At 66.7% G+C, this 20,850-nt stretch carries 20 protein-coding genes; 9 read left to right on the plus strand and 11 right to left on the minus strand.

Annotated features, from left to right (window positions below):
- Position 1 precedes the first annotated feature (1 nt).
- Positions 2-1,240, minus strand: coding sequence for a gephyrin-like molybdotransferase Glp (gene glp / locus ACNO8X_RS26555; RefSeq protein ID WP_043398868.1), 1,239 nt, complete (start codon positions 1,238-1,240; stop codon positions 2-4).
- Positions 1,241-1,326: 86 nt separating this feature from the next.
- Entirely contained in the window at positions 1,327-2,217 is an 891-nt protein-coding gene (locus ACNO8X_RS26560) for a UTP--glucose-1-phosphate uridylyltransferase (protein ID WP_418006044.1), read from the minus strand.
- A gap of 156 nt (positions 2,218-2,373) precedes the next feature.
- Between ACNO8X_RS26560 and ACNO8X_RS26565 the strand changes: the two genes are divergently transcribed.
- The 4 genes from ACNO8X_RS26565 (at position 2,374) to mscL (ending at position 4,768) form a co-directional block, all read left to right on the plus strand.
- Positions 2,374-2,952 (plus strand): 5-formyltetrahydrofolate cyclo-ligase, encoded by a 579-nt coding sequence (locus tag ACNO8X_RS26565; protein ID WP_418006045.1) that lies wholly within the window; start codon positions 2,374-2,376, stop codon positions 2,950-2,952.
- A gap of 271 nt (positions 2,953-3,223) precedes the next feature.
- Positions 3,224-3,529: an FmdB family zinc ribbon protein gene (locus tag ACNO8X_RS26570; protein ID WP_418003424.1), complete on the plus strand. Its 306-nt coding sequence runs from the start codon at positions 3,224-3,226 to the stop codon at positions 3,527-3,529.
- 63 nt (positions 3,530-3,592) lie between these two features.
- On the plus strand, positions 3,593-4,258 hold the full coding sequence (locus ACNO8X_RS26575; RefSeq protein WP_418003425.1) for an SAF domain-containing protein: 666 nt from the start codon (positions 3,593-3,595) through the stop codon (positions 4,256-4,258).
- Positions 4,259-4,399: 141 nt separating this feature from the next.
- The gene (mscL, locus tag ACNO8X_RS26580) at positions 4,400-4,768 is read left to right on the plus strand and encodes a large-conductance mechanosensitive channel protein MscL (protein ID WP_043398854.1); all 369 of its coding nucleotides are present in this window, start codon (positions 4,400-4,402) and stop codon (positions 4,766-4,768) included.
- A gap of 88 nt (positions 4,769-4,856) precedes the next feature.
- On the opposite strand, the gene ACNO8X_RS26585 is transcribed toward mscL, so the two are convergent.
- The 9 genes from ACNO8X_RS26585 to rpmF form a co-directional block, all read right to left on the minus strand.
- Positions 4,857-5,495 carry an MspA family porin gene (locus ACNO8X_RS26585; protein ID WP_418003426.1) on the minus strand — a complete coding sequence of 213 codons (639 nt, stop codon included), beginning with the start codon at positions 5,493-5,495 and terminating at the stop codon, positions 4,857-4,859.
- A 156-nt stretch (positions 5,496-5,651) separates the two neighbouring features.
- Positions 5,652-6,287, minus strand: a complete 636-nt coding sequence (locus ACNO8X_RS26590) for an MspA family porin (protein WP_418003427.1) — start codon at positions 6,285-6,287, stop codon at positions 5,652-5,654.
- A 150-nt stretch (positions 6,288-6,437) separates the two neighbouring features.
- Positions 6,438-7,085 carry an MspA family porin gene (locus ACNO8X_RS26595; RefSeq protein ID WP_418003428.1) on the minus strand — a complete coding sequence of 216 codons (648 nt, stop codon included), beginning with the start codon at positions 7,083-7,085 and terminating at the stop codon, positions 6,438-6,440.
- A gap of 140 nt (positions 7,086-7,225) precedes the next feature.
- Positions 7,226-7,864: an MspA family porin gene (locus tag ACNO8X_RS26600; RefSeq protein WP_418003429.1), complete on the minus strand. Its 639-nt coding sequence runs from the start codon at positions 7,862-7,864 to the stop codon at positions 7,226-7,228.
- A 601-nt stretch (positions 7,865-8,465) separates the two neighbouring features.
- The gene (locus ACNO8X_RS26605) at positions 8,466-8,990 is read right to left on the minus strand and encodes a MogA/MoaB family molybdenum cofactor biosynthesis protein (protein ID WP_133763292.1); all 525 of its coding nucleotides are present in this window, start codon (positions 8,988-8,990) and stop codon (positions 8,466-8,468) included.
- 20 nt (positions 8,991-9,010) lie between these two features.
- Positions 9,011-10,453, minus strand: coding sequence for a S1C family serine protease (locus tag ACNO8X_RS26610; protein WP_418003430.1), 1,443 nt, complete (start codon positions 10,451-10,453; stop codon positions 9,011-9,013).
- Positions 10,454-10,564: 111 nt separating this feature from the next.
- Positions 10,565-12,052 carry a sensor histidine kinase gene (locus ACNO8X_RS26615; protein WP_260937882.1) on the minus strand — a complete coding sequence of 496 codons (1,488 nt, stop codon included), beginning with the start codon at positions 12,050-12,052 and terminating at the stop codon, positions 10,565-10,567.
- Between the two features lie 53 nt (positions 12,053-12,105).
- Positions 12,106-12,792, minus strand: a complete 687-nt coding sequence (locus ACNO8X_RS26620; RefSeq protein ID WP_260932725.1) for a response regulator transcription factor — start codon at positions 12,790-12,792, stop codon at positions 12,106-12,108.
- A gap of 92 nt (positions 12,793-12,884) precedes the next feature.
- Positions 12,885-13,061: a 50S ribosomal protein L32 gene (gene rpmF, locus ACNO8X_RS26625; RefSeq protein WP_043401019.1), complete on the minus strand. Its 177-nt coding sequence runs from the start codon at positions 13,059-13,061 to the stop codon at positions 12,885-12,887.
- 218 nt (positions 13,062-13,279) lie between these two features.
- Between rpmF and ACNO8X_RS26630 the strand changes: the two genes are divergently transcribed.
- The 5 genes from ACNO8X_RS26630 to ACNO8X_RS26650 are packed head-to-tail and all read left to right on the plus strand — an operon-like array spanning position 13,280 to position 20,843.
- The gene (locus tag ACNO8X_RS26630) at positions 13,280-14,980 is read left to right on the plus strand and encodes an acyclic terpene utilization AtuA family protein (protein ID WP_418003431.1); all 1,701 of its coding nucleotides are present in this window, start codon (positions 13,280-13,282) and stop codon (positions 14,978-14,980) included.
- The gene (locus tag ACNO8X_RS26635) at positions 14,977-16,125 is read left to right on the plus strand and encodes an acyl-CoA dehydrogenase family protein (protein ID WP_418003432.1); all 1,149 of its coding nucleotides are present in this window, start codon (positions 14,977-14,979) and stop codon (positions 16,123-16,125) included. Before ACNO8X_RS26630 ends, ACNO8X_RS26635 begins: the two co-directional genes overlap by 4 nt.
- Positions 16,122-17,717, plus strand: a complete 1,596-nt coding sequence (locus ACNO8X_RS26640; RefSeq protein ID WP_418003433.1) for an acyl-CoA carboxylase subunit beta — start codon at positions 16,122-16,124, stop codon at positions 17,715-17,717. The genes ACNO8X_RS26635 and ACNO8X_RS26640 overlap by 4 nt, the downstream gene beginning before the upstream one ends.
- A 7-nt stretch (positions 17,718-17,724) precedes the next feature.
- Positions 17,725-19,683, plus strand: coding sequence for a biotin carboxylase N-terminal domain-containing protein (locus ACNO8X_RS26645; RefSeq protein WP_418003434.1), 1,959 nt, complete (start codon positions 17,725-17,727; stop codon positions 19,681-19,683).
- The gene (locus ACNO8X_RS26650) at positions 19,680-20,843 is read left to right on the plus strand and encodes an acyl-CoA dehydrogenase family protein (RefSeq protein WP_043390799.1); all 1,164 of its coding nucleotides are present in this window, start codon (positions 19,680-19,682) and stop codon (positions 20,841-20,843) included. Before ACNO8X_RS26645 ends, ACNO8X_RS26650 begins: the two co-directional genes overlap by 4 nt.
- Positions 20,844-20,850: the final 7 nt, after the last annotated feature.

Genomic DNA, 20,850 nt, shown 5'->3' on the forward strand with positions numbered 1-20,850 from the left:
CTCAGCCGCGCTGCGCCAAAAAGGCCACGTCAACGGACTCGCCGGTACGGATCTGTTCAGCCTCGGTGGGCACGACCACCAAGCAGTTCGCCTCGGCAAGGGTCGCCAGCAGATGCGACGCGCCCGGCGCGCCGCCCAGCGCCTGCACCAGATATTCGCCGGTGTCCTGATCACGCATCAACTGGCCACGCAGAAATCCCTTGCGCCCCACCACCGATGAGATGGGAGACAACGTGCGGGCCGGCACCACGCGCCGCATCGGCTGCCGCTTGCCCAGCGACATCCGAATCAACGGCCGCACCATCACCTCGAAGACCACGAGGGCACTCACCGGGTTCGCCGGCAGCAAGAAGACCGGGACGCCGTCACGTCCGAGCGTTCCGAAGCCCTGCACCGACCCGGGATGCATCGCGATCCGCGCGACCTCCATCTCCCCCAGCTCAGCGAGGACCGAACGCACGCCCTCGGCCGCCGCACCACCGACGGCGCCTGCGATCACCACGAGTTCCGACCGGCTCAACTGCCCTTCGACCACGTCGCGCAGGGTCTTGGGATCGCCGTCCACGATGCCGACCCGGTTCACCTCGGCGCCGGCGTCCCGGCCGGCAGCGGCCAGCGCGTAGGAGTTGACGTCGTAGACCTGGCCGTTTCCGGGCGTCCGGGAGATGTCGACCAGCTCACCGCCGACGGAGATGATCGTCAGCCGCGGCTTCGGGTGGACCAGCACGCGTTCGCGGCCCACGGCCGCCAGCAGGCCGACCTGCGCCGGCCCGATGATGGTGCCGGCACGCACCGCGACGTCGCCCGGCTGCACGTCATCCCCGGTACGACGCACATAGGCGCCAGACCGCACACCGCGCAAGACCCGGACCCGCGCCGAGCCGCCGTCGGTCCAGCGCAGCGGCAGCACCGCATCGGCGAGGGTCGGCATCGGCGCACCGGTCTGCACCCGTGCGGCCTGACGCGGCTGCAGCCGGGTGGGAGTGCGTTCACCAGCAGCGATGGTCGAGACCACAGGCAGAGTGACGTCGCTGTCGCCGCCGGAGTCCGCGCCCATCACGTCGACGCTGCGCACGGCATAGCCATCGATGGCGGCTTGATCGAACCCGGGCAGCGGTCGTTCGGTGACAACCTCTTCGGCGCACATCAGGCCCTGCGCTTCGGCAATCGCCACCCGCAGCGGTCGCGGCGCTACCGCCGCAGCCGCAACCCGGGCCTGCTGTTCTTCAACCGAACGCACAGCTCGCCTTTCTGGATACCTCGTACACCGTGGCTGACCACATGCTCGCGCATGTTCGGGCCAACCGTACCGCCGGTGTCAGGCGCTCAGCGCTCGGCAAGACCCAATCGCTCGACCAACCACCGCCGCAATTCCGGGCCGTAGTCGTCGCGTTCCAACGCAAAGTCAACCGCAGCTTTAAGGTAGCCGCCGGGATTTCCCAGGTCGTGTCGGGACCCGCGGTGCACCACCACGTGCACGGGGTGGCCGTCCTCGATGAGCAGCGCGATGGCATCGGTCAGCTGGATCTCACCGCCGACACCCTTCTGCACACGCCGCAGCGCGTCGAAGATGGCGCGGTCCAGGATGTACCGGCCGGCCGCCGCGTACAGCGACGGGGCGTCCTCGACCTTGGGCTTTTCCACCATGCCCTTGACGCGCAACACATTCGGGTTGGCCGCGTCGGGCACCGTCTCGACGTCGAACACGCCGTAGGCACTGATCTCGTCCTTGGGCACCTCGATGGCGCACAGCACGGAACCGCCACGCTTGGCGCGCACCTTCGCCATGGTCACCAGCACGCCGGTCGGCAGCACCAGGTCGTCGGGCAGCAAGACCGCGATGGCGTCCTCGTCGGGCAGCAGCACCGGCTCGACGCAACTGACGGCGTGTCCCAGGCCGAGCGGCTCGGCCTGAACGACCGACTCCACCTTGATCAACGCGGGCGCCCGCCGCACCTTCTCGAGCATCACGTGCTTGCCGCGCGCCTCGAGCGTTCCTTCGAGGATGAGGTCCTCGACGAAGTGCGCAACGACGCCGTCCTTGCCCTCCGAGGTCACGATCACCAGTCGCTCGCCACCGGCGTCAGCGGCCTCGGCAGCAACCAGCTCGATGCCGGGGGTGTCGACGACCGGCAGCAACTCCTTGGGCACGGTCTTGGTGGCAGGCAGAAAACGCGTGCCCAGACCAGCCGCCGGGACCACCGCGGTGCGCGGCATCGGCACTGAAGTCTGTGTCGTCATTGTTCACACGATAACGGCATTGCCTCGATCCGCCCCACCAAGGTGCGTATTGGTGAGGTCGGCGGCAACGTCAAAGTTGCCAATACCTGGACAGGTGTACAACACCGCGGGAGCAAATATGACACCGTGGTAATCGTGAGTCCCGAGGCCGGCAAGCGTGACCTGCGCAGCGCCATCCTGCGTCGACGTCGCGCCCTGACCCCCGAGCAGCGGCAGGCGGACGCCGAAGCCCTGACGCTGCGAGTGCCGGAAGTGGTGGACCCCGGCGGCATTGTGTGTGCCTACGTGCCGATCGGCACCGAGCCCGGTTCGCCCACGATGCTGGACGCCCTGATCGATGCGGGAGCACGGGTGCTGTTACCGGTGACCCGTCCCGACACCTCACTGAGCTGGGGCTGGTACCGGCCCGGGCACCTGACGGAGGCACAATTCGGGCTGCTCGAACCGGCTACACCGCATCTACCGCCCGACGCGATCAGCCAGGCGGGTGTGATTCTGATCCCCGCACTGGCCGTCGACCGTGCCGGCGTCCGGCTGGGCCGCGGTGCAGGTTTCTATGACCGCTCGCTGTCGCTGGCCGCGCCGGACGCGCTACTCGTGGCGGTGGTGTACGACGACGACCTGTTGCCGAAGCTGCCCGCCGAACCGCACGACGTGCCGATGACGCACGCCCTGACGCCGAGGTCCGGGCTGGTCAGGCTGGGTATCTAGGAAGTACGGGAGGACGTCAGTCCTTGCCGCAGGTACATCCCGATCCGCAGTTACAGTCCTCGCAGGTGCAGTCCGGGTTGTCGCAGCCGCTGCCTTTGGTGATGTTGCCAGTCATGCACACAATGCTATGTGTCCCGCCCTGCTCCCGGAAGCAATTGCCGCCGTCACCGGTCCGCGGATCCCGCCGACCCGGGAATGCCCGGGACCGAATAGCTGTTTTGGCACTTAGCCCGGTAGAGTGCCAACAAGTTTGACGACCTCGGAGGTTTCCGTGCCGACCTATTCCTACGCGTGTACCGAGTGCGACAACCGGTTCGACGCCGTGCAGGCATTCAGCGATGACGCGCTGACCGAATGCCCGAAGTGCCAGGGCCGACTGCGCAAGCTGTTCGGTTCCGTCGGCGTGGTCTTCAAGGGCAGCGGCTTCTACCGCACCGACAGCCGCGATTCGAAGAGCTCCAGCACCGCGGCCGCACCGGCCAAGAGCGAGTCGAGCTCCAATTCGTCGGACTCGTCGTCTTCGTCTTCGTCGAGCAGCACGACGTCGACCGCACCGGCCGCCGCAGCGTCCAGCTGAGTTATCCACAGGCCGGACGCCTTCCGACCTGTGTTTCCCGAGCAGAATCCCTACCGTTACGGCATGGGGGATTCACTCGACGCGCCGTTGATCGGCCGACTGACACAGAAACTGCGGCCCGATTGGGCCAGGACCACCGCCGCGCGCCGAGTTACCGCAGGTTTCCTGGTGGTCCTCGCGGCCGTCATCGAATTTCGCCCGGATCCCCGGGACGGGCAGGTCGGCGTCGTCGTCGCCAAGCATGACCTGTCCCCCGGCTCAGCATTGACCGCTGACGACGTCGTCGTCGAATCCCGTTCTGCACCAAGCATTCCCGACGGCGCACTGCGCGAATCAAGCGCCGCGGTCGGCTCGACTCTGGCCGCTCCCGCGCGACGCGGTGAGGTCATCACCGACGTGCGGTTGCTCGGTTCCCGGCTCACCGCCGCTGCCGCCGGACCCGACGCCCGCATGGTGCCACTGCATCTGGCCGACGCCGCGCTCCCCGGCCTGCTGCGCTCAGGCGACGTCGTGGACGTCCTGGCGGGACCGGAGAACACCGGCCCGGCAGCGGATCAGTCGTCGGCCGAGGTCATCGCCACCGACGCCCGGGTGGTGCTGGTGTCCGAACGCCTCAAGTCACCGACCAGCGGCGACGAACGCGTCGTGCTCGTCGCCCTGCCGCGGCACAGTGCCAACGCCGTCGCCGGGGCGGCTCTGCACCGGGCGATCACCGTCACCCTGCACTGACCCGCGAAATTTCCCTGGCGGCCGATTTCGATTTCGTCACCGGACCGCATCTGTTGGGACCATCAGGCCGCTGCTTCCTGCGCGAAGCCCAGGCCAGCCTTACCGTTCGTGGGTACAGGTCGTATCACAGGGAGGGCAGTCATGCTTAAGGGCTTCAAAGAGTTCCTCGCACAGGGGAACATCGTCGATCTGGCGGTCGCGGTGGTCATCGGCGCCGCGTTCACCACACTGGTGAAGTCATTCACCGACCAGGTGATCCAGCCGCTGATCTCCAGCATCGGCGCCGGGGGCGACCACTCGTACGGCGTCCTGCGCATCCACCTGCTCGGCGACAACTACATGGACCTGAACGCGGTCTTGAGTGCGACGATCAACTTCGTCCTCGTCGCCGCCGTCATCTACTTCGTGGTCGTGCTGCCGTACAGCAGGTTCCGCGCCGCCAAGGAGGATGCGATCAAGCAGGAAGTCGAACTGCTGACGCAGATCCGCGACCTGCTGGACAAGAAGTAGCGCATCCGGCGCGAATACCCCACAACTACGACTAGGCCCCGGCCGGTTGGCCGGGCGCCGTGTCGTATGTCGGTTGAAACCGCCTGGATCAGTTCATGTTCCAGGGTTCGCCGTAGGTCGTCACCGAGTCACCGGTCTTGGCAATGAGCCGGGCGAAGGGACGCAACATCACCCCGCCGGCCGCGCCGGTCACCGTGCCATGCGCGTTCGACACCGCCACCGAACCGGCCGGGCCGGAGACGTCCACCGAGAACGTCGCGACTTCCTGGATACCCGGACCGTTGCCCAGGTCAGCGGAGATCGACACACCGGGGAACAGGTTCGGCGTGATGATGCCGCCGAAACCCTGACCGGTGAACGTCGCCGGAGTCACGTCGTCCAGCAGGATGTTCGGCGTCTGATAGCTGAAGTTGATACCCACACCCAGCGACCACGGGAAGCCGATCTGGTACCCCAGCTCCAACGTGCCACCGAACTCATCGCAGCCCTTGCCCGCGCAGACGTACTTTGCCCGCCCCGAATGGAACCACTCCCGCGTCAGCCGGTTGCGGTCCAAGGGGAACACACCATTGAGGTACGTGTCCCACTGCTGCACCGTCAACGTCCGATCCTGACCGTCGACCAGGCTCAGCTCATCATCCAGACCCGCATGGGACGTACCCGCCGCCAGGAACAATGACGACACCCCGACCAACACCGTCACCAAAACACGACCGAACGCCGTCAACTTTCCACTCCCGGGCCTCGTTCTTCACTGTCAAGCTCCCGGCAAAACGACGGGGCGGCGTTGACTGACCGATTCCGGTCTGTCAACGCCGCCCCAAAGTACGTCGTTGGCGCTCAGCAGACGGGCTGCGCGCTCCTATTCATACCCTTTTCAGGGCTAATTCATGTTCCACGGTTCGCCGTAGGTCGTCACCGAGTCACCCGTCTTGGCGATCAGCCGGGCGAAGGGGCGCAGCAGCACACCACCGGCCGCGCCGGTCACGGTGCCGTGGGCGTTCGAGACGGCGACGGCACCGGCCGGGCCGGACACGTCGACCGAGAACGTGGCGACTTCCTGGATACCCGGACCGTTGCCCAGGTCAGCGGAGATCGACACACCGGGGAACAGGTTCGGCGTGATGATGCCGCCACCACCGCCGACAAACGTGGTCGGGTTGACGTCATCGAGCAGGATGTTCGGGGTGGTGTAGCTGAAGTTGATACCCACACCCAGCGACCACGGGAAGCCGATCTGGTACCCCAGCTCCAACGTGCCGCCGAACTCGTCGCAGCCCTTGCCCGCGCAGTTGTACTTTGCCCGGCCCGAGTGGAACCACTCACGGGTCAGGCGGTTGCGGTCCAGAGGGAACACACCATTGAGGAACGTGTCCCACTGCTGCACCGTCAACGTCCGATCCTGGCCGTCGACCAGGCTCAGCTCATTGTCGAGCCCCGCATGGGACGTACCCGCCCCCAGGAACAGCGACGACACCGCCGCTACCAGCGCTACCAGCACCCGACTGAATGCCTTCATGGTTCCCACTTTCTGGGCTTGATGATGTTGCATATGAAGTTCCTTGCAGACGCAGGGCGGCGCCGACAAGGCCAGCTGTCTGGTCTGTCGACGCCGCCCCGAATGCGTCGTCGGCGCCTAGCATAAGGCCTAGGTGCGATTTGCTCTCACCTAGTTCATATTCCAGGGTTCTCCGTAGGTCGTGACGCTATCACCGGTCTTGGCGATCAGTCGGGCGAATGGACGCAACAGAACACCACCAGCCGCTCCAGTCACAGTGCCGTGGGCGTTGGAAACCGCCACCCCACCAGCCGGACCCGACACATCCACCGAGAACGTGGCCACTTCCTGGATACCCGGACCGTTGCCCAGGTCAGCGGAGATCGACACACCGGGGAACAGGTTCGGTGTGATGATGCCGCCACCACCCGTACCGGCCAGCGTCGCCGGGTTGAAGTCATCCAGCAGGATGTTCGGCGTCGTGTAGCTGAAGTTGATACCCACACCCAGCGACCACGGGAAGCCGATCTGGTACCCCAGCTCCAACGTGCCGCCGAACTCATCGCAGCCCTTGCCCGCGCAGACGTACTTTGCCCGCCCCGAATGGAACCACTCCCGCGTCAGCCGGTTGCGGTCCAAGGGGAACACACCATTGAGGTACGTGTCCCACTGCTGCACCGTCAACGTCCGATCCTGGCCGTCGACCAGGCTCAGCTCATTGTCGAGCCCCGCATGGGACGTACCCGCGCCCAGGAACAGCGACGACACCGCCGCTACCAGCGCTACCAGCGCTACCAGCACCCGACTGAATGCCTTCATGATTCCCACCTTCTGGGCTTGATAGTCCTGACAAATGACGCAGGGCGGCGCCGACGGGACCAGATGACCTGATCCTGTCGACGCCGCCCCGAACGCGTCATCGGCGCCAAGCATAAGCCCTAGGCGCTGCCGAATATCGACTAGTTCATGTTCCAGGGTTCGCCGTAAGTCGTCACCGAGTCACCCGTCTTGGCAATCAAGCGGGCGAAGGGGCGCAGCAGCACACCACCGGCCGCGCCGGTCACCGTGCCATGCGCGTTCGACACCGCCACCGAACCGGCCGGGCCGGAGACGTCCACCGAGAACGTCGCGACTTCCTGGATACCCGGACCGTTGCCCAGGTCAGCGGAGATCGACACACCGGGGAACAGGTTCGGTGTGATGATGCCGCCACCACCCGTACCGGCCAGCGTCGCCGGGTTGAAGTCATCCAGCAGGATGTTCGGCGTGGTGTAGCTGAAGTTGATACCCACACCCAGCGACCACGGGAAGCCGATCTGGTACCCCAGCTCCAACGTGCCGCCGAACTCGTCGCAGCCCTTCCCTGCGCAGTTGTACTTTGCCCGGCCCGAGTGGAACCACTCACGGGTCAGGCGGTTGCGGTCCAGAGGGAACACGCCATTGAGGAACGTGTCCCACTGCTGCACCGTCAACGTCCGATCCTGGCCGTCGACCAGGCTCAGCTCGTTGTCCAGACCCGCATGGGACGTACCTGCTCCGAGGAACAGCGACGCCAGCGCCGCTACCAGTGCTACCAGCACCCGACTGAATGCCTTCATATTCTCCCTAGCTCAGTAGGCGGTGCCAGCAAGCTGACCGCGCGACCGTCGCAAGACCTCCATGTGAATCTCACACGTTGCTCTTACCTTTTGCTCATCGTTGACACGAGGAAGATATCGGCGCGCGCACCGTCCGGCAATGCGAACGACGTAAAGACCGCGCATATATTCCCGAGCTGGAAAAGTTTGCTGGGAACCATCTGCGAAATAGGGCCGACCACAGCGCCCCGCATGCCCGAAACAGGGCGGAAACATGGTCTCAATGACGCCATTGACCGGCGTAATCAGGAGTTAACCTAATCGGCGACCAGCCGTTGTGAGAACTACGTGCTCAGCGGTGGTGCGGCGGGACGTTGTCCCGTAGCCAGCGATCTCGGTCACCATCCGAGGATGGGGACTGCTCGTTACATTCATCGCGGGTTACGTCCGGTAGAACGTCACCGAACACCTTGTTAACTAGGTCGCGAGAGGGCCGTGTATCACCCATCACAACCCTCCCGCAGTGTGATCAAGATCACACTTTTGCCAAATCCGATTGTTCATGTTGGACGAACCCATAGCGACTCCGTTCGACCGATAGCCCCAAGCGGAGCTCAGCTATTTAGATGTCGAGGCTCGACAGCTGCGCGATGATGTACGCCGCCAACGGCCCCAGCGTCGCCATGCCATCGCGCACCGACGCGCGGGAGCCCGCGATGTTGACCACCAGCGTGCTTCCCGAGACTCCGGCCAGGCCACGCGAGAGCCCAGCATCCGAAATGCCCGCGGCCAAGCCCGACGACCGCAGCGCCTCGGCGATACCGAGCAGCTCACGATCGAGCATGGTGCGAGTGGCTTCCGGCGTGACATCGCGGGGGCTGACTCCGGTGCCGCCGACGGAGATGACCAGGTCGACGCCACCGATCACCGCGGTGTTGAGGGCATTGCGAATTTCGATCTCGTCGGCCGGGACCACGACCACCCCGTCGACCAGGAAGCCGGCCTCACCGAGCAACTCGGTGACCAACGGGCCGCTGTGATCCTCTTCGCCGTGCGCCGTCCGGTCATCCACGACCACGACGAGCGCGCGCCCGGCCAATTCCCCTGCCTGTTCCATGCCTGTCACCGTATATCCCGCCTCTGACATCGAACTCGACCCCGCGCCCATCACTGCTGAGCCTTACCCAGCGTGACCTGAACTGTCTGTGGTTTGCCCGCGTTGTCCAGGTAGGTCAACGTGACCTTGTCACCGGGAGCCTTCGAGCGCACCGCAGCTACCAGTGCATCGGCACTGCTGATCACCCGGTCATCGACCTTGGTCACCACCACACCGCTGGGCAAGCCCGCCGACTGGGCCGCACCACCGCTGGTGACGTCGACGATCCGGGCGCCGTCGATGGCCTTGTCATTGCCGACCTGCACGCCGAGCGAGGCGTGGCTGGCGATGCCGTTCTTGATCAGCTCGTCAGCGATGCGCTTGGCCTGGTCCACCGGAATGGCGAAGCCCAGCCCGATCGAACCGCTCTGCGACTGGCCGGAATCCCCGCCCAGCGTCGCGATCGCCGAGTTGATGCCGACCAGCTCACCGCTCATGTTGACCAGCGCCCCACCGGAGTTGCCGGGGTTGATCGCGGCGTCCGTCTGGATGGCGTCGAGCACGGTGTTCTGATTCTTGGCATCGCCACCCGCGGCGACGGGACGGTTCAGCGAGCTGATGATGCCCTCGGTCACGGTGCCCTGCAGACCCAGCGGCGAGCCGACGGCCACCACCTGCTGCCCCACCACCAGATTGGACGACGAACCCAACGCGATGGGCGTCAGACCCGAAACACCCTTGGCCCGCACCACCGCGATGTCGCTGCTCGGATCCGTGCCGACGATCTGGAACGTCGCGGTGTTACCGGTGTTGAACGTGACCTTGGTCTGCACCGGCGGAGCCCCCGGGGGCGGGGCATCTTTGGCGCCGGCCACCACGTGGTTGTTGGTCAGGATCAGCCCGTCCGCGGACAGGATGATGCCCGAGCCCTCTTCGGACGACCGGCCCATGTCGGTCTCGAGCTTCACGACACTGGGCACCACCTTGGCGGCGACCTGCTCGACCGAACCGATCGGCGCGTTCCCCGCGTGCTGGCCGCGCGCCGAACCGCCCAGCGACGTCGAATTATTCGAGTAGTCCGGCTGAGCCAGCATCACGATGCCGCCACCGACGCCCGCCGACACCAGTGCCACGGCCGCCATGCCGGCGATCAAAGGCCCTGTGCGGGAACGATTCTGACCCTGTGGGCGCGGCGTGATCGACGGCCGGCCATTGTGCTGTCCCGTCCGGTACGGGTCGTACGGCTGCGAACCGTACTGCTGCGTCGAGTACTGCCCGGTGGAGTACGAGCCGGTCTGGTGCTGGCCGGTCTGGTGCTGGCCCGTCTGGTACTGACCGGTGGGGTAACTGCCCGTGGGGTACTGCCCGGTGGTCTGCTGTTGCTGATGCGTGGCGTACCGCCAGTCGTATGACGACCCCTGCTGCTGCGATGCGCCGTAGCCGGGCGCGGACTGATAGGAATCAGAACGCCGACCGGACTCGGGCTGCTGCGAGTACCTCGGGTGATTCGTCATTACTGGTCGACACTCTTCCTGTATTTCAGATCCGTTGCCGGGACAACGAACGACATGACCGAACGGTGCCCTTTCGGGCTGAGAATCCACTGAGACACCACTGGCCGCACCCTAGACTTCCTCCCCCGTCCGGGCAGGTTCATTTTCCGTGGTCACGCCCGTTACGTCCAGCCCGGAGGGGCGGTGTGTTGCGGTCAACCCGGAGGGACGCCCGGGCAACACCAGATGGATCGACGTGCCGGGCGGCGTGCCACCGGGCACCGTGTCCTCGATCCGAAGTGCGCCACCGTGTTTCAGCACCACCTGCTTGACGATCGCCAGCCCCAGACCGGAACCGGGCATGGCCCGCGCCGTGGTCGACCGGTAGAAACGCTCGAACACCAGCGCCCGCTCCGGCGGCGGAATTCCCGGTCCCCAGTCGGACACCACCAGCTCCGCGTGCGTCGGGCTGATGCGTCCCAACCGGACCCGCACCACCGAGCCGGCCGGACTCCACTTCGCGGCGTTGTCGAGCAGGTTCAGCACCGCCCGGGACAACCCTGCCCCGTCGCCGTACACCTGCCAGCCCGCGATATCGACGTCGAAGTCAATGTTGTTGCGGCGACGGCGAACTCGTTCCAGGCTTCGGTCGACGACCTCGGCCATCTCGACCGGCTCGTGGATCGTCACTCCGGCGTCGTCGCGGGTCAGGTCCACCAGGTCGCCGACCAGGGTGGACAGCTCCTCGATCTGGGCGATGACGTCGGACTGCAGACCCGTCATCTCCTCCTCGGGAAACGGCGGCGCTCCGGGCGCCATGGCCGCCATCAGCAGTTCGACATTGGTCCGCAGCGAGGTCAGCGGCGTGCGCAACTCATGACCGGCGTCCGACACCAAGCGGGCCTGCCGGTCTCTCGACTCGGCGAGCGCCCGCAACATCATATTGAAAGCCTCTGTCAGCCTGGCCAATTCGTCATTGCCGTACACCGGTATGGGACGCAGGTCATCGGTGCGGGCCACGCGTTCGGTGGCCTCGGTCAATCGGGCCACGGGTCTGAGCCCGGTACGCGCCACCGTGCCACCGGCGATGGCGGCGACGGCCATGCCAATTCCACCCACGATGAGCAAAATGGTGCCGAGACGCTTGAGCACCTCGGCGGTGGGCGACAGATTCTTGGAGATCAGCAGCGAATTACCCGACTGCAGGTGCACCGCCAGCACGCGCTGATAGTTGGTGGTACGCAACGACATCAGCAGCTTGCCGGCGATGACGTCCTTCTCCGGCGTGCCGAGCGGCAGGGTCTGCCCCTGCTGGTTCGCGGTGTAGATGGACTGTCCCGGGATCACGTACATCGCGTTGACGTCCGAGTAGGCGGTGCCCTCGATGGCCTTGCCGGGGTCGACGGCCAGGGAGCCGCTCTCGATGAGCAGTTGCGCGCGGCTGTGCAGCTGGTTGTCGATGTCGCCGTACAGCGCCTTGGACACCACGACGTACACCGCGACCGACATCAGGACGACGACCATCGCCACCATTGACATCGCGAGCAGCATGACGCGCCATTTCAGTGACACCGAGCTGGCGTCGTGCTGCACCGCGCCATCGGGAGTCGTCACCGGCATCTGCGGCACTTCCCGCATCTTCCGGTCCACCGTCGCGCGAACCTTGCCGAGCATCAGGGTGGGGTCTCACGCAGCACGTAACCCACGCCGCGCACGGTGTGGATCAGGCGCGGTTCTCCCTCGGCCTCGGTCTTGCGGCGCAGGTACCCGACGTACACCTCGAGGGCATTGCCCGACGTCGGAAAATCGAAGCCCCACACCTCTTCGAGGATCCGGCTGCGGCTGAGCACCCGGCGGGGATTGTGGATAAGCATCTCGAGCAGCGAGAACTCAGTACGGGTCAGGCTGATCGACCGGGAACCCCGGGTGACTTCACGCGTCACCGGGTCGAGGCTCAGATCGGAGAACGTCAGCGCCGCCGACTCGGCGCGGTCATCGGGTCCGGTCCGGCGGAGCAGCGCCCGCATCCGTGCCAGGAGTTCCTCGAGCGCGAACGGCTTCGGCAGGTAATCGTCGGCACCGGCGTCGAGGCCGGCCACCCGCTCATCGATCGAGTCACGCGCCGTCAGCATCAGCACGGGCAGATCATCACCATTGCTGCGCAGCTGACGGCAGACGCCACGGCCGTCCAATCGGGGCATCATGTCGTCCAGCACCACGGCGTCGGGCCGGTCGCTGGAGATCAACTCCAGCGCCTCGACACCGTCTTGGGCCAGTTCGACCGAGTACCCGTTGAACGTCAGTGACCGACGCAGCGATTCACGCACAGCGCGGTCATCGTCGACTACAAGGATTCGCACAGGCACAGTCTCACCCCACCATCTGAGAGCGGACTGAGAAGACGCGCCACGAGGGCGCGAGAAAAACCGTTACGACCGAAAGTCGAGATGGTTCAGACGCGGCGGTCGAGGTCGACGAGACCCAGACGCGCGGCCTTGAGCAGGCGACGCGGCACCTTGTGCGCCTGACCTGCGACGTTCACGCTGACCAGGCCGGTGGCCTCGGCCTTCCACTGCGCGCGACGGCTACGGGTGTTCGAGCGCGACATCCTGCGCTTGGGCACAGCCATGATGTGCACCTCTCTTGCTAAACGGAATTGCTTGCGGTCAGCCGCGCCACGAACAAACGAACAAGGCCAGCGGCGATTGCACCTCAGGATAGCCGCCGACCTGCGTAGGCTCCAAAACGTCGCCCCAACCGGGCAACACGCAACCCCCAGCCCCCTTGACTCGGTACCGTCAGTACCGACTAACCTCCCTACCGGTTGGTTGAACGACGGGAGTGTGTGTGACATCACCAGCAGTCCGGATCGGTAACTGCTCGGGGTTCTATGGAGACCGGCTGGCGGCAATGCACGAGATGCTCGCCGGGGGTGAGCTGGACTACCTCACCGGCGACTATCTCGCTGAGCTGACCATGTTGATCCTCGCTCGCGACCGGGCCAAGAACGCCGACCTCGGATACGCCAAGACCTTCCTGCGCCAACTGGAGCAGTCGCTGGGCCTGGCCCTGGACCAGGGCGTGAAGATCGTCGCCAACGCCGGCGGCCTCAATCCGGCCGGCCTGGCCGCGGCGGTGCGGGCGCTGGCCGAGCGGCTCGGATTGTCGGTGAACGTCGCGCACGTCGAAGGCGACGACCTCGTCGGCCGCGCCGCCGACCTGGGCTTCGGCACGCCGTTGTCCGCGAATGCCTACCTCGGCGCCTGGGGCATCGTGGACTGCCTGAACTCCGGCGCCGACGTCGTCGTCACCGGGCGGGTCACCGATGCCTCGGTGATCGTCGGACCGGCCGCCGCGCACTTCGGCTGGACCCGCACCGACTACGACGCGCTCGCGGGCGCGATCGCCGCGGGCCATGTCATCGAGTGCGGCACGCAAGCCACTGGCGGCAACTTCAGCTTCTTCACGGAGATTCCGGACCTGATCCACCCCGGGTTCCCGCTGGCGGAGATCTCCGCGGACGGCTCGTCGGTGATCACCAAGCACCCCGGCACCGGCGGCCGCGTCAGCGTCGACACCGTCACCGCGCAGCTGCTGTACGAGATCACCGGGGCGCGCTACGCCAATCCCGACGCCACCCTGCGGGTCGACTCGTTGGAGCTGGCCGCCGACGGCGAGGACCGCGTGCGCATCTCCGGCGTGCGGGGCGAAGCACCGCCGCCCACGTTGAAAGTGTCGCTCAACAGCATCGGCGGCTTCCGCAATGCGGCGTCCTTCATCCTGACGGGCCTGGACATCGAGGCGAAGGCGGATCTGCTGCAGCGCCAGCTGGAGGCCAGCATCGCGGTGCGGCCGGCCGAGCTGCAGTGGACGCTGGCACGGACCGATCATCCCGACGGCGACACCGAGGAGCGCGCCAGCGCGCTGCTGCACTGTGTGGTGCGCGACCCCGATCCGGCCAAGGTCGGACGCCAATTCTCCGCGGCTGCAGTCGAACTCGCGCTGGCCAGCTATCCGGGATTCACGACGACGGCACCTCCCGGCGACGGCCAGGTGTACGGCCTGTTCAAGCCCGGCTACGTCGACGCGGCCTTGGTGCCTCATACGGCAGTACTGGCCGACGGCTCGCGGGCCGACATCGCGCCGTCGGCGCAGACGCTGGCGCTGGGTCCGGTCGCCGACCCGGCGCTGCCCGAACCGCTGCCGGCCGGACCGACCCGCCGGGCACCGCTGGGCACCATCGCCGGGGCCCGCAGCGGCGACAAGGGCGGCTCGGCCAACGTCGGTGTCTGGGTCCGCACCGATGACCAATGGCGTTGGCTGGCAAACACATTGACGGTCGAGAAGCTGCGCGAGCTGCTGCCCGAGGCCGCCGACCTGCCCGTGACCCGGCACCTGCTGCCGAACATGCGCGCCATCAACTTCGTCATCGAGGGCATCCTCGGCGAAGGCGTCGCGTACCAGGCCCGATTCGACCCCCAGGCCAAGGGCCTCGGGGAATGGCTACGAACCCGTCATCTCGACATACCGGAGGAATTGATTTCGTGAGCATCTGGACCACGCCCGAACGCGATGCGCTGCGAAAGACCGTGCGCGCGTTCGCGGAACGCGAGATCCTGCCGCACGTCGACGAGTGGGAGCGCAGCGGCGAGCTGCCCCGCTCGCTGCATGAGGCAGCCGGTGCGGCCGGTCTGCTGGGCGCGCAGGCGCCCGAATCCGTCGGCGGTGGCGGCGGCGACGGCGCCGACGCGGTGATCGTCTGCGAGGAACTGCACTACGCCGGCGTACCCGGCGGCGTCTTCGCGTCGCTGTTCACCTGCGGCATCTCCACGCCGCACATGATCGCCTCCGGCGACCAGCGACTGATCGACACCTACGTGCGACCGACGTTGCAGGGCAAGATGATCGGCTCGCTGGCCATCACCGAACCCGGCGGCGGCTCGGACGTCGGACACCTGACGACGCGCGCCGAGCGCGACGGTGACGACTTCATCATCAATGGCGCCAAGACCTACATCACCTCGGGTGTGCGGGCCGACTACGTGGTGACCGCGGTGCGCACGGGTGGCCCTGGCGCAGCCGGGGTTTCACTGATCGTGGTGGACAAGAACACGCCCGGTTTCACCGTCAGCCGCAAGCTGGAGAAGATGGGCTGGCGCTCGTCGGACACCGCTGAGCTGTCCTATGTCGACGTCCGCGTCCCGGCCGCCAACTTGGTGGGGCCGGAGAACTCCGGCTTCCTGCAGATCGCCGGCGCCTTCGTCTCCGAGCGGGTCGGCCTTGCCGCCCAGGCATATGCGAGCGCGCAGCGCTGCCTGGACCTGACCGTGCAGTGGTGCCGGGACCGGGAGACGTTCGGCCGGCCGCTGATCTCGCGGCAGTCGGTGCAGAACACCCTGTCCGACATGGCCCGTCGCATCGATGTGGCCCGGGTGTACACGCACCATCTGGTGGAGCGGGAGTTGGCGGGTGAAACGAACCTGATCGCCGAGGTCTGCTTCGCCAAGAACACCGCCGTCGAAGCCGGTGAGTGGGTGGCCAACGCCGGCGTGCAGTTGTTCGGCGGCATGGGCTACATGGCCGAGTCGGAAATCGAGCGGCAGTACCGCGACATGCGCATCATCGGCATCGGCGGCGGCACCACCGAGATTCTCACCTCGCTGGCCGCCAAGACGTTGGGATTCCAATCGTGACCGCACTCAAATCCAGGCTCGATACCGCGTCGGCCGGGTATACCGAAGCCGCCACCACCATGGCGGCCAAGCTCACCGAGCTCGATGCCGAGCATGCCAAGGCCGTCGCCGGCGGTGGCGCGAAATACGTTGACCGCCACCACGCCCGCGGCAAGCTGACCGCGCGCGAGCGCATCGAGCAGCTCGTCGATCAGGACTCGCCGTTCCTGGAGCTGAGCCCTCTGGCCGCCTGGGGCAGCGACTTCGTCGTCGGCGCCAGCCTGGTCACCGGCATCGGCGTCGTCGAAGGCGTCGAGTGTCTGATCGTCGCCAACGATCCGACCGTCAAGGGCGGCACCAGCAACCCGTGGACGCTCAAGAAGATCCTGCGCGCCAACCAGATTGCCCGCGAGAACCGGCTGCCGGTGATCTCGATGGTCGAATCGGGCGGTGCCGATCTGCCGACGCAGAAGGAAATCTTCATCCCCGGTGGCGCGATGTTCCGGGACCTGACCCGGCTATCGGCGGAGGGCATCCCGACCATCGCGCTGGTGTTCGGCAACTCGACCGCCGGCGGCGCCTACATCCCCGGCATGTCCGACCACGTGGTGATGATCAAGGAGCGCTCGAAAGTGTTCCTGGCCGGGCCGCCGCTGGTCAAGATGGCCACCGGCGAGGAGTCCGACGATGAGTCGCTCGGCGGCGCCGAAATGCACTCCCGGACATCGGGTCTCGGTGACTACTTCGCGCAGGACGAGCTCGACGCCATCCGCATCGGCCGCCGCATCGTGGCCCGTTTGAACTGGCGCAAGCAGGGCCCGACGCCGGCGCCGGTGGTGCCGCCGCTGTACCCCGAAGACGAACTGCTCGGCATCGTCGGCGCCGATCTGCGGATCCCGTTCGATCCGCGCGACGTCATCGCCCGCATCGTCGACGGCTCGGACTTCGACGAGTTCAAGCCGCTGTACGGCTCCTCGTTGGTGACCGGTTGGGCGAACCTGTGGGGCTACCCGGTCGGCATCCTGGCCAACGCCCGCGGCGTGTTGTTCAGCGAGGAGTCCCAGAAGGCCACGCAGTTCATCCAGTTGGCCAACCGCTCCGACACGCCATTGTTGTTCCTGCACAACACGACCGGCTACATGGTGGGCAAGGCGTACGAGGAAGGCGGGATGATCAAGCACGGCTCGATGATGATCAATGCCGTCTCCAACTCGAAGGTGCCGCACATCTCGCTGCTCATCGGCGCCTCGTACGGCGCAGGTCACTACGGCATGTGCGGGCGGGCCTACGACCCCCGGTTCCTGTTCGCCTGGCCCAGTGCGAAGTCCGCCGTGATGGGCGGTGCGCAGCTGGCGGGCGTGCTCTCGATCGTCAGCCGGGCGGCCACCGAAGCCCGGGGCGGCCAGGTCGACGAAGCCGCCGATGCGGCGCTGCGGGCCGCCGTCGAAGCGCAGATCGACGCTGAGTCGCTGCCGGCGTTCCTGTCCGGCCGGCTCTACGACGACGGCATCATCGACCCCCGTGACACCCGCACCGTGCTGGGAATGTGCTTGTCCGCCATTGCCAATGCCCCGATCGAGGGGACGTCGAACTTCGGCGTCTTCCGGATGTGAGTATCAGATGATCACGAAAGTATTGGTTGCCAATCGGGGCGAGATCGCCCGCCGGGTGTTCGCCACCTGCCGTCGGCTCGGCATCGGCACCGTCGCGGTGTACACCGATCCCGACGCTGCCGCGCCGCACGTCGCCGAAGCTGACGACCGGGTGCGCCTGGAAGGTCGCACCGGTTACCTCGATGCCGTGCAGCTGATCGCCGCGGCCAAGGCATCTGGCGCCGACGCGATTCATCCCGGCTACGGGTTCCTTTCCGAGAACCCGGATTTCGCCGCCGCGGTGCAGGACGCCGGGCTGACCTGGATCGGCCCGCCGGTGGCGGCCGTGCAGGCGATGGGCTCCAAGATCGAGGCCAAGAAGCTGATGTCGGCGGCCGGGGTTCCGGTCCTGACCGAGCTGGACCCCGACACCGTCACCGCCGACCAACTGCCGGTGCTCATCAAGGCCTCCGCCGGTGGCGGCGGCCGCGGCATGCGGGTGGTTCGCGAATTGTCCGCGCTGCCGGCCGAAGTCGCGGCGGCGCAGCGCGAGGCCCAGTCCGCGTTCGGCGATCCGACGGTGTTCTGCGAGCGCTACCTGGCCAGCGGGCACCACATCGAGGTACAGGTGATGGCCGACGCGCACGGCACCGTGTGGGCCGTCGGCGAACGCGAGTGCTCCATCCAGCGCCGGCACCAGAAGGTCATCGAGGAAGCACCATCCCCGCTCGTCGAGCGGACCCCCGGGATGCGCGAAAAGCTCTTCGAGGCAGCCCGGTTGGCGGCCACCGCGATCGGGTACACCGGCGCCGGCACCGTCGAGTTCATGTCCGATGCGAACGGCGATTTCTTCTTCCTGGAGATGAACACCCGCCTGCAGGTCGAGCACCCCGTCACCGAGGAGACCACCGGACTCGATCTGGTCGAGCTGCAGCTGGAGGTGGCCGACGGCGGCGCGCTCGCCGCGGAACCACCGTCAACGCAGGGACATTCGATCGAGGCCCGGCTCTACGCCGAGGACCCGGCGAAGGACTGGCAGCCCCAGGCCGGTACGGTCCACCGATTCGAGGTGCCGGGCGTCCGAACCGAGTTCAGCCTTTTGGGCCGAGCCGGAACGCGTCTCGACTCCGGCATCGTCGACGGTTCGGTCGTCTCGGTGTTCTACGACCCGATGCTGGCCAAGGTGATCTCGTTCGCGCCGACTCGTGACCGGGCCGCGGCGATCCTCGCCGACGCACTGTCCCGTGCTCGCATCCACGGCCTGCGTACCAACCGCGACCTGCTGGTGAACGTGCTTCGGCACCCCGCTTTCCTGGCCGGTGACACCGACACCGCGTTCTTCGACACGCACGGCCTGGCCGAACTGGCGGCACCGGCGGACACCGATGTCACGCTGGCCGCGGTCGCGGCGACGCTGGCCGATGCGGCACACAACCGCAGCACGGCAACCGTTTTCGGCGCCGCACCGAGCGGCTGGCGGAACCTCACGTCGGGCTACCAGAGTCGTTCGTACGCTGACGCAGCCGGCGCCGAGCACCAGGTGCGGTACCGGTTCACGCGCGACGGCGTCGAACTGCCCGACCGCGACGACGTCACCGTGGTGACCACCGACCCGACTCGGGTGGTGTTGTCGCTCAATGGGGTTGAACGCTCGTTCGACGTCGCTCGATACGGCGCCGACGTGTTCGTCGACTCCCCCGCCGGCGCGGTGCATCTGGTGACCCAGCCGCGGTTCCCCGACCCGGACGCGGCGGTGGCCCAAGGTTCGCTCCTGGCCCCGATGCCCGGTCTGGTGGTCCGGGTCGGCGCGGCCGTCGGCGACGCGGTCACGGCCGGCCAGCCCCTGATCTGGCTGGAAGCCATGAAGATGGAACACACCATCGCCGCACCGGATTCCGGTGTGCTCACCGAACTCAACGTGCAACCCGGCCAACAGGTCGATGTCGGCGCCGTGCTGGCCCGCGTAGAAACCCCCGAAGGAGAATGACCGTGTCTTTCATCGAATCCGAAGAGCGCCAGGCGCTGCGCGAGGCCGTCGTCGGCATGGCCTCCAAATTCGGCCAGGACTACTTCCTGGAGAAGGCCCGCGCCGGCCAGCACACCGATGAATTGTGGGCTGAGGCAGGCAAACTCGGCCTCCTGGGCGTCAACATGCCCGAGGAGTACGGCGGCGGCGGTGCCGGCATGTACGAGCTGAGCCTGGTCATGGAAGAGATGGCCGCGAACGGCTGTCCGCTGCTGATGATGGTGGTCTCGTCGGCCATCAACGGCACCATCATCTCCAAGTACGGCACCGAGGCACAGAAGAAGCGCTGGGTTCCGGGCCTCGCCGACGGCTCGTTCACCATGGCGTTCGCGATCACCGAACCCGACGCCGGCTCCAACAGCCACCGCATCACCACGACGGCCCGCCGCGACGGCGGCGACTGGATCCTGTCCGGGCAGAAGGTCTTCATCTCGGGCATCGACCAGGCCGACGCGGTGCTGGTCGTCGGTCGCACCGAGGACCACAAGACCGGCAACCTGAAGCCGGCGCTGTTCGTGGTGCCCACCGATGCGCCCGGGCTGAGCTGGACCAAGATCGAGATGGAGATCATCAGCCCCGAGAGCCAGTTCCAGGTGTTCCTGGACGAGGTGCGGCTGCCCGCCGATGCGCTCGTCGGATCCGAGGACGCCGCCATCGCGCAGCTGTTCGCCGGTCTGAACCCGGAACGGATCATCGGTGCGGCCATGGCCGTCGGCACCGGTCGCCTCGCCATCCGGATCGCCACCGAGTACGTCAAGACCCGGCAGGTCTGGAAGGTCCCGGTCGGTGCCCATCAAGGCATTTCGCACCCACTGGCCCAGATTCACATCGAGCTCGAACTGGCCAAGCTGATGATGCAGAAGGCCGCCACGCTGTACGACGCCGGCGACGACTTCGGCGCCGCCGAGGCCGCGAACATGGCCAAGTACGCCGCGGGCGAGGCCTCGGTGCGTGCGGTCGATCAGGCCGTCCAGTCACTCGGCGGCAACGGCCTGACCAAGGAGTACGGCATCGCCGCCGCCGTCACGGCATCGCGACTGGGGCGGATCGCTCCGGTCAGCCGCGAGATGGTGCTTAACTTCGTGGCGCAGACCTCGCTCGGTCTGCCCCGCTCGTACTAAAGAGGGA

Origin of the sequence: Mycobacterium sp. PDNC021 (genome assembly GCF_048282635.1) — a bacterium.
Lineage (GTDB): Bacteria > Actinomycetota > Actinomycetes > Mycobacteriales > Mycobacteriaceae > Mycobacterium > Mycobacterium llatzerense.